We start from the raw sequence: 16,695 nt of genomic DNA, 5'->3' as shown, positions 1-16,695 counted from the left end.
CACCTTTTTGTACTATGCTTGGCTGACCCTAACCACAATAAAATCAACCACAACTGAGGCTAAAAGATGAATGCCATTTTTTTGATGTTGATGGGGCTTGGCGCCATGGCGCTGGGTTACTTCGTCTACTCCAAGTTTATCTGTGAAAAAATCTTTAAAGTTGACCCTAATTTCAGAACGCCAGCGCATGAGATGCAAGATGGCATTGACTATGTGCCTACTAATAAGTACATTTTATGGGGCCACCACTTTACCTCTGTTGCCGGTGCGGCGCCGATAATCGGCCCTGCCATAGCAGTAATCTGGGGTTGGGTACCGGCCTTTTTATGGGTGGTGTTTGGGACTATCTTCTTTGCCGGTGTGCACGATGCCGGCGCCATTTGGGCCAGCAGCCGTAATAAAGCCAAATCTATCGGCGCCTTAACCGGTGACATCGTCGGCAACCGCGCCCGCAGCATCTTTATGATCGTTATTTTCCTGGTGCTACTGATGGTAAACGCGGTGTTTGCCGTGGTGATTGCCGGTCAGTTAATTAATTTCCCCAGTGCCACCATACCCGTATGGGGCGCTATCGTGGTGGCGCTGATTATCGGTCAGCTTATTTACCGTAAAAATATGGGCCTGCTGCTGGTGACTATCGTCGGTGTTATTGCACTGTACGGCATGATCTATATTGGCCCTATGCTGCCTATTTCACTGCCCGAAATGGTTGGCCCATTAAGCGACAACCAGACCTGGATCATCCTGCTATTTGTTTATGCCGCTATCGCGTCATTACTGCCGGTGTGGATGCTGCTGCAACCACGTGACTATATTAACGGAATTCAGCTGTTTATCGGCCTGGGGTTATTGTACGGCGCTGTTATTCTGGCCAGCCCGGACGTGGTAGCACCCGCCTTTAACACTGACGTACCAGAGGGTACGCCGTCTCTGATCCCGCTGCTGTTTGTTACCATTGCCTGTGGTGCTATCTCGGGCTTCCACGGCCTGGTATCCAGCGGTACCACCTCTAAACAAATTGATAAAGAGCCGGATGTGCGTTTTGTGGGTTACTTCGGTGCAGTCGGTGAAGGTTCACTGGCACTGGCCGCCATTATTGCCGCTACCGCCGGTTTTGCTACCCTGGCCGACTGGCAGGCGATTTACCACAGCTTTGGCCAAGGCGGTGTGTCGGCCTTTATTAAAGGCGGTGCCAATATTCTGCAAAACGGTATTGGTTTAGATACGGTGTTATCACAAACCCTGCTCACGGTAATGGTGGTGCTGTTTGCCGGTACCACCATGGACACCGGCCTGCGTCTGCAGCGCTATATCTTCCAGGAATGGGGCAGCATTTATAACATCAGCTGGATGCAAAAAGCGGCGCCGGCTACCTTACTGGCGGTCGGTTCTTGTTTACTGCTGGCCTTTGGTGCCGGTGGTGATGGCTCAGGCGGTTTAATGATTTGGCCACTGTTTGGCACCACAAACCAGTTACTGGCTGGTTTAACCTTGCTGGTGATCACGGTCATGCTGGTGAAAATGGGCCGGCCAATGTGGTACACGCTGGGGCCCTTGATGTTCCTGCTTACCATGACCACACTTGGCTTATTAATTCAGCTGAAAAGCTTCTATGAGAAAGGCGACTGGTTCCTGTTTACGCTGGACTTAATTATTCTGGTTGCAGCCGTGCTGGTGATTCTGGAGTCAAGCTCTGCGCTGACCAAGCAGATTAAAGCCAACAAAGCGAAAACCGCCGCGCAAAACACATGAGTTTAGATAAATTCAAGGCCTGGTTCCGCCAGGCCAGTTTTTATGCCGAAGAAGCCTACAACGCGCCCTATCGCAGTGCGATAGCGCGCGCCAAACGTGAGCAGGATGATTTATTTATGCTGCTCATTTTCTCTGAAATGATGGGTGTACCCAACCCGGCCAGTTATTACACGCTGGAGCTGCAACCGCTGCTGCTGGAGCGCTTTCACGACTGGCATACCCGCATGGGGATGGAACACTCACCGTTGGACAATATTAAATGCTGTTAACGGATAAACGCGTGCTGCTGATTGGCGGCAAAGGCGGCGTGGGTAAAACCACTACCTCGTCTGCACTGGCGGTACTGGCCGCCGAGCGCGGTAAAAAAGTGTTGCTGGTGTCTACCGATCCGGCGCACAGTTTAGCCGATGCCTTTGACCGTGACATTGGTGACAATATTACCCGCTTAGCAGGGAATTTAGACGGTTTAGAGCTCGACCCCGACCGCGAGGTAGAGCAGCATCTGGCTAAAGTCACCGCCCAGCTAAAGCGCTTTACCCGGCCGGAAATGTTTGGCGAAATAGAGCGACAAATGCGCTTAACCCGCCAGTCACCCGGCGCACAAGAAGCCGCCATGCTGGAGCGTATTGCTAATGTGATCGAGCTTGGCCTTAACCAGTACGATCTGGTTATTTTCGACACCGCGCCAACCGGCCATACCCTGCGCCTGTTAAGCCTGCCTGAAGCCATGGCGGCCTGGACGCAGGGTTTATTAAACGCCAATAAGCGCTCAGAGAAGCTGGGCGATGTATTAGGCCATTTAACGCCCAAAGCTGGCCGCGATATCGACAGCCCACTGGACGACCCAAACCAGCATGCTACCGCTGGCATGGATGAGCGCAACAAAGCCATCACCGAAACCTTATTAGCCCGCCAACGTTTGCTGCAGCGCACGCGCGAGGTATTAACCGATGCCAGCCGCACTGCCCTGCTGTTTGTGTTAACGCCCGAAAAACTGCCAATCTTAGAAACCGGCCGCGCGGTGCAAAGCTTACAGCAAGAAAAGCTGCCACTGGCCGGTCTGGTGGTAAACCGCATTCTGCCCGACAGCGCCGATGGTGATTTTCTCGCCGCCAGACGATCGCAGGAAAAGGTGCATTTAGCCCAGATAGAGCAGGATTTTGCCAAACTGCCACGCTATAAAGTACCGCTACAAGCCACAGATATTCAAGGACTTAGCGCACTGCAGCATATGGCTGGGTTACTGAAGCAAGCCGGTTTATAGCTGACAAGAGCGAGTAAACCAGCGTTAACGAACGCTATGCACCTTAGCACAGCGTGAATAGAGAGCCCAACAGACGCCTTTTTGCTTGCGGTTGTTAGCCGTCATAATTGATGTTTAACTTTGCAGCATCAAATAAAGTTACAAAGCCTTCTTCTTCAGACAGCTGCAAGAATACAGACAAACCTATCTCAATCATGTTACTTGGAAACTGCTGAAAACCCGTTGTCACTGAAAAACTCACTGAGCCGGTCTGTTCATCCTGAATAATGCGTTGGGTTGCGATAAAGTTTTTTACCGCTTCATCTGAAAGTTTTAGTGTGTATTCAGTTTTTCCCACTGACCTTGAGAAAAAACCGACCTGCGGTGCGATTTTTTCTTCGCTAAGCAAAAGCAACGGAAAGGTAAACGCTCTGATGCCTTCATCAGTGGTAAGCTCAAGAACCATCTCAGCACTCGCTACATCAGCCAGAACAGGCTCATCAACGTGTATTTTTGCCCTAAGTTCCAAAGGCTCTAACGTTACAAAATCCTCTTTGCCAAATGTACTGAATTCGAGCATTGTTCCAAGCGGAACACTAGCGCAGCTGTTTAGTAAAGCGGCAACCAAAATAACAACAAACTTTGTCATATAAGCATCTTTGTTCGAAAGGTATTTCATATCAATATCGGCGGTTCTTAATGGTTTTCTCTAATTTCTGCACTAGCTTACCGCCTGAAAACTCAAAAACGACGGCATCATAATCATATCCCACGTATTCTTTATCACCGTTTGGCAGCTCTTTGGTAACAGAGCGTATTTCAGACTTTTTAACTTCAATAACGCTATTTACCCATGTAGCTTTAATCGGAAATTCACTTTCACCAAAAAAATGGACAGGATCAACGGACTCCGGATTTTCATCACATGCATTTTTAACTAAAGAGTTTAAATATAAAGTTCCATCACTTAATTCCCAAACAGCTTTGTATCCACGCCAGTTATCGGAACACCATCCATCACGCTGCAGCATTAAAAGAATTTGGTCGTGACTAAACAAATCTTCTAACGGAGTGGATTCAATATCATGTGTAATCCCGTCAGCAATAAATTTATCTGGAATCTGGATTGTCGCTATAACCCCAAACGGAACTAAAAGGCTCAGTAAAATTAGAAATTTACTCATACTTTATCCTAATGACATAACATGCAGAGGGTCAGATCCAATTGTTGCAAAAGCCGGTTTATAACCGGCTTTGTTGTTTAGACGTTATCGCCGTTACCTTGCCCGCTTGCAGGCTTACTGATACCAAAAACTGCCCGCCCACATCGCCTTTCAAGCGGTAAGACCAGGTTTCTAACGTCTCGCCTTTAACCGGCTCGCCGGTATCCACACCCAGCGTTTCAATATCTTTACTTAACGGCTCACCGGCCAGTGATAACAGCTCGATGCGATTCATGCCGCAGCGTAATAACTTGCCGTTATCCAGCCGAAAGCCGCAGGCTGAAGCGTTGGTGCTAACTATCAATAATGTCAGGCTGATAGCCAGGCTAAGGATCAATTTCATGCGTGTTCTCCTGTAATTATGTTTGCTGATTACAGTGGCACAAATTAACTTAACCTTGCGTTAATTTACCAAATATTTACACAGCTGTTATGTAAAGAGTTTCATTTCAATTACCCGTAGCAGTGAGCGGATAAAAGTGTTTGTCTTTTGCTGACGGGCTGAGAGTTTTAGTGCCTCAACCGCGTTTTCGTCTAACCAATAGCCCCCTACCATCACTCCCAGTGGCTGCTCTACCGCTGTTATGTCGGCTAAAGGATCTTGCGCCAGCAAAATAAGATTGGCCTTATAGCCGGGTAACATCATGCCGGTTTTATGAAAACCGAGTATTTCTGCATTAAGCCGTGTGGCGGAATTTAACGCTGCAAAAGGTGACATACCGGCAGCTACTAACAGCTCAAGCTCACGTGTAACCGACTCGCCCGGAATAATGCCAAAACTGCCGCTATCCGTGCCGGTTAACAAAGGCACCCCAGCCTGGTGCAAAAGTCCGATTGCCGCCAGAAAAAACTCGGCGTGAGGCACTTCATAGGCAGATGGGTTCATATTGCTCCAATACTGCTGGGCGCTTTTGGAAAACCAGGTGGTTAGCGGGTTAATCATATCTACACCCGGCCGGGTTAAATACTGGCCCTGGCTTTGGGCAATCAATACCAGGCGTTTATGCGCATACAAGGTAGGGGTAACCGCTTCGCCAGACGCAGCAAGCAGCGTCGCCAGCTGCTGCATTTCTTCGTGGTCTAAATTATCGTTTAAACCATGCCAAACGAGGGTTTCTATATGTTCAAGTGTGGTTAACCCCTGCCCCAGTGAGGCCAGCCATGGAACCTGAAAAGGTTTGGTGTAAGGTATGCCTGCGCTTCTCTCACCTTCCGGTGAATGTCCGCTTACTGTCATGCCCAGTAGTGCCGCTTCTGCCACTATGGCATCAAAAGCTGCAGCGGTTAAATTTGAATACACCTTAACATGCTGGTAGCCGGCGCTGTACTGTGCCCGCACAGCTAAGCGCGCCTGTCCAGCGCTGCTAACCGTGGTTTGTAATATCAGTGCGTTAGGCCCGCGACTGTTCAAAATAGGCCCGGTGGTGATGAGATCTGGCGCGAGTAGCTGCCCTTTGGCAACACGCTTGTTTAGCCTCAAATGAAACGGATAACCGGACATATTACGCAGCCCGGTAACCCCATGCGCTAAATAGGCTGCCAGTTCTGTTTCGTCGTTAAGATGAATATGGGCATCAATAAGCCCCGGCATTAAGGTATTCCCGCGACCATCAATTACCAGCACACCCTCAGGGGCGGCTATCTCACCTGCGGCAGCAATACGGCTTATTTTATCACCCAGCACCAACACCGCTTGCAGATCTGCCGATACAGACGCTTCGTCCACCATTGACAGCACGCGAACATTATCGAACAGCACACCGTTTGGCCGAGGTTTAGGTTGAAGGCTGTCTGGCAGATCGTTAACTATAACCCAAAGCCATGCCGCAATTGCGATTATTATCACAGCTAAACCAATGCCGATTCGTTTTAACCAACCAGCGCCTTTATTCCTTAGCATTTAAATGTCCTTTAAGCCCCAGCTTCAAGTCAGATAAGCGAACTATTTTATCTTCACATCCACATTATTTTTCTTGAAATACCAAAGCATTACCGGTACTTCGATAATGGCGTAAGTGATCAGGGTAAACCAAAACCAGTTAACGTCAGCGACCACCAGGCTAAATAGCTGACCACTCCCCCAATATTTAGAGCCGACAATAGCCAGCGCCAGGCCGGAGGCAAACAGGTCATAAAAAGCAATTTTATTAAAGCTATTGCCGGCCAGCTTGGGGTACACCGAAAGATAAGCCACCAGAATAATAATGGCATTTAACACTATTACCGAGAATTCCATACTTACCATGCTAGAAATGTGCTCTATCAAAAATGCTCGTTTTGAAGACCGTCCGTATCTATTGGTCTTTACGTTTGCCACGGCCCAGAATAAATTTCATTACCCCACCAAACAAAAGCCCCGCAATCAACCAAGTAACTATTGCAAAAGCAATGTGCTTACTTGTCGCCTCGCCTCTGACAATATCTGGTAATGTCATCACACAAAACATGAGAAAGCCGTATACCAACCCCATTTTTAACCAATCGTTGGCTTTAACCGTCTTTGGTTCAACATCCTCACACTTGAAATGCTGCTCTCTTTTAACACTGAGCCACTTAGACTCCAGTGAGCGGCGAAACCAGCCCCAAATTGGAAAGGTTATAAACAAGACAACCAGACTAGTCAGGTTCCATAAACATGGAATAGCTTTTTCACAGGTCGGGCAAAATAAGCCGAACCAATTTTTAAACGCTGCCGGCTTTGACCAAAGCTTGTCGCTATGGATAGAACCGCAGTGGGGACAAGGGATATATTGTCTTTCAATCAAGGGCGCATCGCTGGTTTTGTCAATCAACGTCATTTTAGGGACGCGCTGACCTAAAATAAGCTCATTAAAAGCCAAACCGGGATTTAATACCCAATGCAGTAACACCGGGTGCGGTAGCTTCATGACTTTGTATTTTTTGTTGTCAAAATCCATTAAAGGGTGCTCCAAACTCCTACTACGTAAAACATTCACACTTTAGAACAGGCCGCACCTGATGCGACTCAATGCCAAACAATTACCTTTTCAAGCCAAACGCGAACCATTAGGCAGTGGCATATCTACCGTTGCAAGGACGACCGAACCATCAGGTTGATGAAAGCCAGTGACTAAACACTCAGACATAAAAGAGCCAATTTGTTTGGCGGGAAAATTGACCACGGCTAACACTTGCTTACCGATCAGGGTTTCTTTGCTATACAGATCCGTAATTTGTGCACTGGATTTTCTAATACCAATCTCGTCTCCGAAATCCACTTTTAGTTTAAAGGCTGGATTTCGTGCCTGCGGAAAATCTTCAACATCAACAATAGTGCCGACGCGGATATCTACCCGTTGAAAATCTTCCCACACAATATTCTGCATAACGTGCCTTATTCAGATGTTAGGTAATTTAGCCTAAAAGTTAAAGCGCCTTACCCAGAGATGAGCCTATAACCACGCCAAAACTCATGATAAGGACTGCTGCGATAAACGCTGCCAGCACAATCAGGCCTACTTGTTGCGCTTTGGATACGCTGTTCCACCAATGTTTAAATGCGTTAATCATTTTGTTTCCCTTCACTTATTCCATACTCTTACGGCATATGGCTTAACTATTTTTATACTTGTACCGCCCTATAAAATACAAGTTACCTGAAGCGTTTAACTAACCAGATCTACGCCGGATAAAACCAGGCGTTTAGAATCAGGCCATGCTGCACTTCGTATACCACCATCACCTCATAAGGCTGTTCGGTCATACCATACACCCGCTCGTGGTCGATAACTTTGTTACCCACCACCATTCGCTGCAATACCTCGGCACGAAGCGCCGCAATAGTAAAACGCTCACTGGCGTAAAAGTGCGCCAGCGCATCTTTGCCGCTGATAGCCGGCTCCAGCGCCGGCATCCGGTAAATGCGGATATCGACATGGTAACAGGCAATAAAGGCGGGCAAATCTTTCGCATTATACGCCTCTAACTGACGTTGAACAGGTTGGCTTGGTTGCACAGTACGATTTGTCATACCTCACTTACCTCGCGACTCAGGCCCATAAAACGCTGAGAATAATCAGCCCTACCAGTGCCGTTAGTGCCATAAGGTTATACACTGAGCTTACCAGCCAGAACTTTATTAAGGTTTTACCCCAGCTTTGCCGGTAGTAATACTTTTGGCACAGCATTAAGTACACTGGCATCCACAGTAATACGCCGTTGGCCAGCCATTTAACACTTTGCGACAACCACGCAAGGCTAACGCTTTGCGCCAACAGTTCCAGCGCTAAATACAGCACCGAAAACTGCAAAATAAAGCTGTGGCTGTGCAGCGCGACGATTAAATGCTCCATGTAATAGCGCCCAGATCGGACATAAACCAGCTTTAGCAGTAATGCAAACAGTGGCAGTAGCAACAGCATCATCTGTGGCGCCAGGCTAAAAAACTTATTAATCGCCTGTTTGGGGTTAGCACTTAACTGGGCAATTTTGCGCTCAAACTCGCTATTGGTCTCGGTTGATAACAATGGCAGCGCCATACCCTGCTCCTTGGCTTCGATCTGCATCTGACTGAACAGCTCTTGCTTAAACTGCTCTGGCGAGACAGGTTCACCACTGACAACAGAGGGTAGCTCTTCGTTAGCGTTATTAATGTTTGCCCCGTTGTCGGGTAATAACTTTGCCAGCAGCAAAAACGCGATTATCGAGGTAAATAAATACAGCCGCAGCGGCGGCACATAAGGCACGCGGTGGCCATCGACATAGCGGCGGCTTAAATAACCGGGGCGAAACCACAGTGGCAGTAGCGTGCGCCAGACCCTGGTGTCCCAGTTACTGAATTCACCGAAAAACTCTGTGACCACTCCGCTGACATTACGGATATAGCTTTTCTTTTCCTGCCCGCACTGATGGCAAAAATCACCCTGTAAGATGGTAAAACAGTTATCGCATTGACGAGCCAAAGTATCCATATTGTTGTTCACGCTTCTTATTCCTGCGTTGATTCTACGTTAAGCAATTGTTTTAGCAATAGTTGTCCGCAGCACGGCAACGGACACTCAAACTGTCCGCGGACAGCGTAAATTCTAACGCAAAACTTAACTTAGTTTATAAATTCAATGAGTTAAGTTTTGGCATTAAAGCTGCTATATCGAAGCAAACGCTGCAACAACACCAAAACAAGGATAAAACATGATCCAGGGTACAGAACAGCAAGACCATATTATTGCGCGGCCGGCAAAACCGGCTTGGCGCCGCTATCTGCCGCTGGCGGCAACTGGCACAGTGCTGGCGCTGTTAGCCGTTTTGCTGTTTCAGGCCACCGGCCAAAGCGCCAGCCTGGTGTTACCGCGTGCCCAGCTACAGTTTGCTACCGTGCAGCGCGGCGACTTAGTACGTGATATCGCAGTACAAGGCCGTATTGTCGCGGCTAACGCCCCCACCCTGTACAGCCAGGAAACCGGTCAGGTGCAGCTGTTTAAACAACCGGGCGAGGCAGTAACTTTAGGCGATTTACTGGCCAGAATTAGCAGCCCCACCCTACAAAACGATTTACAACAGCAACAGGCGGTGTTGGCCAGCATGCAAAGTGAGGCCGAGCGTGCGGTGCTGGCGGCGCGCGAGCAGCAGCTGGATATTGAGCAGGTGATGAACAACGCTCAGGTAAACCTGCTGGCAGCAAAACGCGAGCTGGCGCGGGCTACGCAATCGATAGAGATGGGCGTGATCCGTAAACTCGACTTTGATATTGCCAAAGACAATCTGACTAAAGCAGAGCTGGAATTTGACCACGCTAAACGTAAAGTAACGCTGGCTAAAGACAAACTGAGTTTTGAACAACGTTCACGCGAGCAGGATATTCACCGCCAGCAACTGGTGGTCAGTGAGCTTGAACGCAAGGTGGCCGCGCTGGATATTACTGCCCCCGTTACCGGCCAGTTGGGTAACTGGTTAGCCGAGCAGCAAAGCCATGTGCTACCCGGCCAGCCGCTGCTGACCGTGATCGATTTAAGCCAATACGAGGCCGAGCTTACCGTACCAGAGAGCTATGCGCGTGATTTAGCTCCCGGCCAGCAGGTAGAAATTAACCTCGGTAACCAGCAGCTGACCGGAGCAATTAGCACTGTGGCGGCCGAAGTGCGCAATAACCAGGTAACCGCCAGAGTGCGGTTTAGCCAGGCCGACAATACAGCGCTGCGTCAAAGCCAGCGCCTGACCGCCCGGGTGATCCTGGCCCACAAAGCCAATGTGCTGAAAATTGCCCGCGGCGACTTTGTCAGTTCTGGCGCCGGGCGCATTGCCTATCAGGTAGCGAATAACCAGGCTATTCGCAAGCCGGTTGAGTTAGGTGCGCTGTCGGTGCAGTGGGTAGAAATTTTAAGCGGCGCCACTGAGGGCGAGCAGTGGGTTATCTCCAACCTTGGCGACTTTAAAGACGCCGAGCGGGTTAACCTGAACTAATAACAAAGAAAAACAAGGAATTAACCATGATACAGCTGACCAACTTAACCAAGGTGTTTTGCACTGAACTGATTGAAACCCATGCCCTGCGCCAGATAAACCTGCAGGTCAACGAAGGCGAGTTTGCCGCCCTTACCGGCCCGTCCGGCTCGGGTAAGTCTACCTTGCTGAATATTCTTGGCACGCTGGAGCACTTTGACAGCGGCGACTATCTGCTCGATGGCCAGTCGGTTAGAGGTTTATCTGATGCCGCCTTATCTAAACTGCGCAATGAAAAAATCGGCTTTATCTTTCAAAGTTTTAACCTGATAAAAGACTTTAGCATCTACGACAATATCGAGCTGCCGCTACGCTATCGGGGCTTTAAGGCCGTCGAGCGCAAACGCCGTATTGAGCAGGCACTGGAACTGGTAGGCCTGCATGCACGACGCGATTACCTGCCAGGCCAGCTCTCTGGCGGCCAACAGCAGCGGGTTGCTATAGCCCGCGCCATTGCCGGTGAGCCGCGCATTTTGCTGGCTGACGAGCCCACCGGTAACCTGGATTCGTTAATGGCCCGTCAGGTGATGGAACTGCTGGAAAAAATTAACCAGCAAGGCTGCACCATTTTAATGGTGACGCACGACCCGGATCAGGCGCGCCGCGCCGGCCGTCATATTCAGATCATCGACGGTCAGCTGCACGACAGTACGCTATACCAGCCGGTTGCGCTGGCACAAGGAGCCTGAACATGGACGCGCTGCAACACGCTTTAAGCCTGGCGGTACGTAATATTAAACGTGCGCCGCTCCCCTACCTGTTAACCATGCTTATTTTAAGCCTGGGGTTGGGTATGTTTTTCTCAAATGCCACTCTGTATTACTGGCTTAACCACGACCCGTTGCCGGCAAAAAGCCATACGCTGTTTTACCCGCAAATAAATTCCACTCTGCAACCCTGTGACAGCTGCACCGAGCCACTTAAGGTGCTCAGTTATCAGGATGTGGCCAAATTAAGCCGCAGCGATATCCCTTCGGCCAAAGCAGGCATGTATCAATCGGCCGGTTATGCCCGCCTGCCGGCCAAAGCGGGCCAAACGCCGACACCAGTGCACTTAAGGGTAACGCAGCGCGACTTTTTTACTTTGTTTAATGTGCCGATTTTACATGGTGAGCGCTGGGCCGATGACAGTGCACGACGCGAGCTCATTTTAGCTAAAGCCACCGCCGAGCGTTTTTTTGGCCGCAGCAATGTGGTGGGTGAAACTCTGCAGCTGGGCAATGAGCTATTTAGCATTGCCGCCGTACTGGACGACTGGGCCATGCTGCCAAGGCTGTACGATGTTGCCAATGGCCTGGGCGCTTCGGCATCGGCCGATATCTATCTACCGTGGGAAACCGCTTACGATTTGGGGATTAAATCCAACACCACTACCATGTCGCGCGATAGCCGTGACTACAACGAAAACTTTGCCGTGAACGGCCGTGAAGGTGATTTTTTCCAAGCGCAGTTCTGGGTGCAGCTGGACAACCCGGCACAGGTAACGGCTTATAAGCAGTTTATGCAGCAGCTGGTGCAAAACGAGAAAGACGCCGGCCGCCACCCAAGACCAGAAGCCAACCGGCTAACTAATATGCGCGACATTACTGAGCACTTTAATGCCCGCAACCGCCAGTTAGATGCTTTTGCGCTGGTGTCCTTGTTGTTTTTAATTGTTTGCTTGTTTAACGCCAGCCACCTGGCACTGAACCGCTACCTGGCCAGCCAATATGAGTTTGGCCTGCGCCGGGCGCTGGGTGCCAGCCGCAGCCAGTTACAACAACTGGTGCTGGCCGATGTACTGGTTAGCAGCAGCCTGGCTTTTCTGCTGTCATTACTGGTAGCCAGTGGCGCGATGGCACTAATTAGCGGCCTGTTGCCGAGCACGCGCAGCTTAACGCAGTGGAACCCCATGTTGCTTAGCGCAATGGCAGCCACTGCTTTTTTTGCCAGTTATCTCGTGACACTTTATCCGGCGCTGCGGGCGTCTTTTGGCAGCTTAAACCGTCAGTTGAAATAAACGGAGTTACCGATGAGCCTTTCGTTATTAATAAAATCGTTATTGCAGCGTAAAGTCATCACGGCGCTGCTGCTGGTGCAACTGACGCTGACGCTGGCACTACTGAGCAACAGTGTGCTGTTAAGTCAGCAGGCGTATCAGCTGAGCAACCAGCCAACCGGCTTACAGCTGGATACCACCTTAGCCATTGAGTTAAAACCAACCGACGATAACCTTATAGTGCACCCTGCGCTGGGCGAACTGATAGGCCGACAGCTAACGGCGCTTAACCAGATACCCGGTGTACGCCATGCTGCTTTTAGTAACCAAACTCCACTATTATTTGGTGGTATGAACGGTAATGTCTATGTTGATGGCAAAGAAGATACTACGAATATTGACATGGTGCCCTATAACTTTGCTGGCACCGAGCTGTTTGACACTCTGCAAATGACGCTGCTGCATGGTCGCTGGTTAACGGCAGAAGATAAAAACGCCGGTAATATTGTGCTGACCGACAAGCTGGCTAAACAGCTGTTTGGCCAAAGCGAACTGGCGCTGGGTCAGTTAACCTCAGCCGGCACTGTAGTAGGTGTGGTGGCGGATATGATGTACCAGCGTTTTGCCAGCGATCATTATCACGGTTTGTTTATTAATAGCGACTTACGGCGCGCCGATTATGGCTATAGTATATTGCTTCAAGTCGAAAAGGCGGCCGTTAGCGCGGTGCGCGACCAGCTAAGCAGCGTGCTGCGCGAAGTAGAGCCGGAAATTGATATTCGCCGGATTGTTAGCCTGCGCCAGCTGCATCGTGATGTGTTTGAACAAGAGCGCGGCCTGGCTATTTTACTGTCGGTGCTAAGTGCGCTGATGTTACTGGTGGCGATGATCTCTGCTTACAGCCATGCCCTGTTCCATGGCGTACAGCAGCAAAATGAAATTGGCATCAAACGCGCATTGGGTGCCAGTAAAAAGCGCATTTTGTTGGAGGTGTTCAGCGAAAGCTGGTTTACCACAGCAGTGGGTGGCTTGCTTGGCTCACTGGCCAGTTACCTGCTGCAACAGCAACTGGCAAAGGTCATTACACTGCCTGCACTGCCGCTGTGGTTGCCGGTTATTGCTGCCATGCTGCTACTACTTTGTGTCACTGTTGCGACATGGTATCCTGCGGCCATTGCCACCCGGGTATCACCGGCCACTGCCACTAAAGCCTTATAAATTATGCTGAAATTATTGGTGATTGACGATAATCAACCGATTTGCCAGGCACTGCAAACCCTGTTTGCGCTGCAAGGCTACGAGGTGCTATGCGCCAGCTCGCCACAGCAGGCCTGGCAGCTGTTGGCAGCACACCAGATTGAGCTGATTTTGCAGGATATGAACTTCAGCACCGGCCAGATGCAAGGAGAGCAGGGTAAAACCTTGTTTTACCAGCTACGCCAGCAGTATCCGGCTATTCCTATTGTACTGATGACTGCCTGGACTCAGCTGGAAATGGTGGTCGAGTTGGTAAAAGCCGGCGCTACTGACTACATTGCCAAACCCTGGGATGATCAGCGTCTGCTGCTTACCGTAGCCAATGCGCTAAAGCTGCAACAACTGACGCTGCAGCAGCAAAAGGCCGAGCAGGCACGCCATAACAGCTTTGCCGGTAAAGACTTATGCGGCCTGGTATTTGCCAGCAGCCAGATGCAACAGCTGTTACAGATGGCGCTGCAACTGGCGCCGTCAAACGCCGCGGTGCTGATCACCGGCCCCAATGGGGCCGGCAAAGAAGGCATTGCCAATGTACTGCATGCCAATTCCAAACGGCGCGATAAAGCCTTTATCAAGCTGAATATGGGCGCGCTGCCCAGCGATTTAATGGAAGCTGAGCTGTTTGGTGCCGAAGCCGGTGCCTATAGCGGCGCCACTAAAACCCGTATTGGCCGCTTTGAGGCCGCCGATGGCGGCAGTCTGTTTTTAGATGAAATTGGCAATTTGTCACTGGCCGGTCAGGCCAAGTTACTGCGTGTACTGCAAACCGGCGAGTTCGAGCGCTTAGGCTCAAGTGTCACGCGCAAAGTGGATGTTCGGCTTATCAGTGCCACCAACACCGATTTAACGGCGGCTATAGGCCGCGGCGAATTTCGCCAGGATTTATACTACCGCATTAATGTGGTGCAGCTGGCACTGCCGGCACTGGCAGAGCGTAAAGACGACATTTTGCCACTGGCACGGCTGTTTTTAGCCGGTAAAAAAGCCCTAAGCCGAGAGGCTGAGCAGCTACTGCAAAGCTACAACTGGCCGGGCAATGTGCGCGAGCTGCAAAATGTCTGTCAGCGCGCTTTACTGTTAAGTAGCAGCAGCGAGATCACCGCTCAGGATCTGGGCTTACCAGAAAGTGCCGGTAGCAAGCGGGCACTGGATGATATTGATCGCGCAGCACTGGAGCTGGCGCTGCAGCAAGCCGGCGGCGTGGTCTCCCGCGCGGCAAAGCAGCTGGGCATTAGCCGCCAGGCCTTGTACCGACGCATGGAGTATTACGGCATTGCCGCGCCTTAACCGCAAATACGTTGCCACAGCACTGCGCCTAGGCAGCCGACGGCGGCTTGACCTTGTATGTCTGGCGCTATCTCTGCTACTGCTTTTATTGCAGCAGTTTTACAGGCCGGACTGGCGCCTCAGTGCCGTTATTATTGCTGCCGGCATTGTGCTGGCGTTGTTACAACGGTGGGCAATAGCGCCGCTATGGCGCGAAGTGGACGCCGTTAACCTGCATGCACAAAACCTACAGGATGGCAGCTTTAATACCAGCGCCAATCAGCTTGTTGTGCATGAGTTAGGCGCGCTGGCAGGCAGTTTAAACCTGATGTCAGCCCAGCTGCGCAAAGAGCGGGCCACGCTGTACCAGCGCGAATTACTGCTGGACACGGTGTTACAAAGCAGCCCCAGTGCGCTGCTACTGACCGACCGGCAAGATATTATCCTGATGAGTAACCCGGCAGCGCGCCAATTGCTGAGCCAGGGTAAAGCCTTCGACGGCGCCAAGCTTAACACTGTACTTAGCGCCCATCCGCTATTGGCACAGGCTATAACCGCCAAACAGCAGGGCCTGCTGCATTTACCCGATAACAGCATCTGGCATTTCTCGCTTAGTCAGTTTCAGTTAAATCTGCAGCAACATCAGCTGATTTTGCTAAAGCCAATGACACGGGAAATTAAGCGTGAAGAGCTGAACGCGTGGAAAAAATTGCTAAGAGTCATAGGCCACGAGCTGAATAATACGCTAGCGCCACTGTCATCGCTGGCATTTAGCGGTGAGCAGCGCGCCAGAGCCTTACAACAAAACGAACTGGCAGGCCTGTTTAGCACCCTAAGTGAACGCAGCCAGGCACTTAACCACTTTGTTCAGGGCTATATTCAGTTCGCCAAACTACCCCGCCCCAGCCTTAGCCCGGTTAACTGGCCCAGGCTGGTTAACCAACTGCAGGATCTATACGAGTTTGAGCTGAGCGGCGACTTGCCCGTACGCGTGTGGCAAGCCGATGCACAGCAGCTACAGCAGGCACTGCTGAATATTATTAAAAATGCGCATGAGTCTGGCTCAGCGCCACATCTTATCCGCCTGAGCTTTAGCGAACTGGCCACCGAGCTGTTAATCAGTGTGCGCGATAATGGCGGCGGCATGAGCGATGAGCAGCTGCAACATGCGCTGGTGCCGTTTTACACCAGCAAAACCAGTGGTTCAGGTATAGGCTTAAGTTTATGCCGCGACATTATTGAAGCACACGGCGGTAGTATCCAACTAAGTAATATCCGGCTTGGTACTACCCCAATTGGACTTCAAGTGCAGCTTAGCCTGCCGATGCGGCCAGAGCATCCCTAGTTTTGCTAGTTGTATATTAGTTTAGCAACAGGCAATATAGCCCTGTCGTAATATATTGGCAGGTTATTATGTGGTTAACTGCGCGAAGTCTGGGTGTTTTTCTGATTGTTGGCAGTATTGCCCAACCAACAATCAGCGCAGAGCATCTAAGTGATCATGAACTATTCTGTCA

The 16,695-nt window shown here is 50.4% G+C and carries 19 protein-coding genes; 9 read left to right on the top strand and 10 right to left on the bottom strand.

From position 1 onward, the window contains the following. The first annotated feature begins 66 nt into the window (after window positions 1-66). Genes ABGI61_RS14880 through ABGI61_RS14870 form a run of 3 tightly spaced genes read left to right on the top strand, consistent with a single transcriptional unit; the run spans window position 67 to window position 3,016 of the window. Window positions 67-1,752: a carbon starvation CstA family protein gene (locus ABGI61_RS14880; RefSeq protein WP_347602489.1), complete on the top strand. Its 1,686-nt coding sequence runs from the start codon at window positions 67-69 to the stop codon at window positions 1,750-1,752. Further along, the gene (locus ABGI61_RS14875; RefSeq protein WP_008223598.1) at window positions 1,749-2,021 is read left to right on the top strand and encodes a cory-CC-star protein; all 273 of its coding nucleotides are present in this window, start codon (window positions 1,749-1,751) and stop codon (window positions 2,019-2,021) included. Before ABGI61_RS14880 ends, ABGI61_RS14875 begins: the two co-directional genes overlap by 4 nt. After that, window positions 2,012-3,016: an ArsA family ATPase gene (locus ABGI61_RS14870; protein WP_347602486.1), complete on the top strand. Its 1,005-nt coding sequence runs from the start codon at window positions 2,012-2,014 to the stop codon at window positions 3,014-3,016. The genes ABGI61_RS14875 and ABGI61_RS14870 overlap by 10 nt, the downstream gene beginning before the upstream one ends. A gap of 94 nt (window positions 3,017-3,110) precedes the next feature. Here the strand turns inward: ABGI61_RS14870 and ABGI61_RS14865 are convergent, their stop codons facing one another. The 10 genes from ABGI61_RS14865 to ABGI61_RS14820 form a co-directional block, all read right to left on the bottom strand. Continuing rightward, the gene (locus ABGI61_RS14865) at window positions 3,111-3,644 is read right to left on the bottom strand and encodes a hypothetical protein (protein ID WP_347602483.1); all 534 of its coding nucleotides are present in this window, start codon (window positions 3,642-3,644) and stop codon (window positions 3,111-3,113) included. A 31-nt stretch (window positions 3,645-3,675) separates the two neighbouring features. Continuing rightward, the gene (locus ABGI61_RS14860; protein ID WP_347602480.1) at window positions 3,676-4,179 is read right to left on the bottom strand and encodes a hypothetical protein; all 504 of its coding nucleotides are present in this window, start codon (window positions 4,177-4,179) and stop codon (window positions 3,676-3,678) included. 58 nt (window positions 4,180-4,237) lie between these two features. Further along, window positions 4,238-4,561, bottom strand: a complete 324-nt coding sequence (locus ABGI61_RS14855) for a hypothetical protein (protein WP_347602477.1) — start codon at window positions 4,559-4,561, stop codon at window positions 4,238-4,240. An 87-nt stretch (window positions 4,562-4,648) separates the two neighbouring features. Continuing rightward, window positions 4,649-5,977: an amidohydrolase family protein gene (locus ABGI61_RS14850; RefSeq protein ID WP_347602474.1), complete on the bottom strand. Its 1,329-nt coding sequence runs from the start codon at window positions 5,975-5,977 to the stop codon at window positions 4,649-4,651. Window positions 5,978-6,160: 183 nt separating this feature from the next. Then, complete coding sequence (locus ABGI61_RS14845; RefSeq protein ID WP_347602471.1) at window positions 6,161-6,454, bottom strand: hypothetical protein; 294 nt, start codon at window positions 6,452-6,454, stop codon at window positions 6,161-6,163. A 58-nt stretch (window positions 6,455-6,512) separates the two neighbouring features. After that, a complete protein-coding gene (locus tag ABGI61_RS14840; RefSeq protein ID WP_347602468.1) occupies window positions 6,513-7,136 on the bottom strand; it encodes a hypothetical protein in 624 nt (207 codons plus the stop codon). A 90-nt stretch (window positions 7,137-7,226) separates the two neighbouring features. Next, window positions 7,227-7,565, bottom strand: coding sequence for a tRNA-binding protein (locus ABGI61_RS14835; protein WP_347602466.1), 339 nt, complete (start codon window positions 7,563-7,565; stop codon window positions 7,227-7,229). A gap of 40 nt (window positions 7,566-7,605) precedes the next feature. Further along, complete coding sequence (locus ABGI61_RS14830; RefSeq protein ID WP_347602464.1) at window positions 7,606-7,749, bottom strand: hypothetical protein; 144 nt, start codon at window positions 7,747-7,749, stop codon at window positions 7,606-7,608. Window positions 7,750-7,858: 109 nt separating this feature from the next. Then, complete coding sequence (locus ABGI61_RS14825; protein ID WP_347602461.1) at window positions 7,859-8,209, bottom strand: nuclear transport factor 2 family protein; 351 nt, start codon at window positions 8,207-8,209, stop codon at window positions 7,859-7,861. Between the two features lie 19 nt (window positions 8,210-8,228). After that, window positions 8,229-9,161, bottom strand: a complete 933-nt coding sequence (locus tag ABGI61_RS14820) for a DUF3667 domain-containing protein (RefSeq protein ID WP_347602458.1) — start codon at window positions 9,159-9,161, stop codon at window positions 8,229-8,231. Window positions 9,162-9,369: 208 nt separating this feature from the next. Between ABGI61_RS14820 and ABGI61_RS14815 the strand changes: the two genes are divergently transcribed. From ABGI61_RS14815 to ABGI61_RS14790, 6 genes are all read left to right on the top strand, one after another. Then, the gene (locus tag ABGI61_RS14815) at window positions 9,370-10,638 is read left to right on the top strand and encodes an efflux RND transporter periplasmic adaptor subunit (RefSeq protein ID WP_347602455.1); all 1,269 of its coding nucleotides are present in this window, start codon (window positions 9,370-9,372) and stop codon (window positions 10,636-10,638) included. A 26-nt stretch (window positions 10,639-10,664) separates the two neighbouring features. Beyond that, entirely contained in the window at window positions 10,665-11,366 is a 702-nt protein-coding gene (locus ABGI61_RS14810) for an ABC transporter ATP-binding protein (protein ID WP_347602452.1), read from the top strand. Between the two features lie 2 nt (window positions 11,367-11,368). Beyond that, the gene (locus ABGI61_RS14805) at window positions 11,369-12,676 is read left to right on the top strand and encodes an ABC transporter permease (protein WP_347602449.1); all 1,308 of its coding nucleotides are present in this window, start codon (window positions 11,369-11,371) and stop codon (window positions 12,674-12,676) included. Between the two features lie 12 nt (window positions 12,677-12,688). Beyond that, window positions 12,689-13,873, top strand: coding sequence for an FtsX-like permease family protein (locus ABGI61_RS14800; protein WP_347602446.1), 1,185 nt, complete (start codon window positions 12,689-12,691; stop codon window positions 13,871-13,873). A gap of 3 nt (window positions 13,874-13,876) precedes the next feature. After that, window positions 13,877-15,199 (top strand): sigma-54-dependent transcriptional regulator, encoded by a 1,323-nt coding sequence (locus ABGI61_RS14795; protein ID WP_347602443.1) that lies wholly within the window; start codon window positions 13,877-13,879, stop codon window positions 15,197-15,199. A gap of 88 nt (window positions 15,200-15,287) precedes the next feature. Next, complete coding sequence (locus ABGI61_RS14790) at window positions 15,288-16,523, top strand: sensor histidine kinase (RefSeq protein ID WP_347602440.1); 1,236 nt, start codon at window positions 15,288-15,290, stop codon at window positions 16,521-16,523. Window positions 16,524-16,695: the final 172 nt, after the last annotated feature.

It is taken from the genome of Rheinheimera fenheensis (assembly GCF_039871805.1).
In the GTDB taxonomy this organism is placed as follows: Bacteria; Pseudomonadota; Gammaproteobacteria; order Enterobacterales; family Alteromonadaceae; genus Alishewanella; species Alishewanella fenheensis.
The sequence above is the reverse complement of the archived record's forward strand: the minus strand, read 5'-3'. Positions and strand labels throughout refer to the sequence as shown.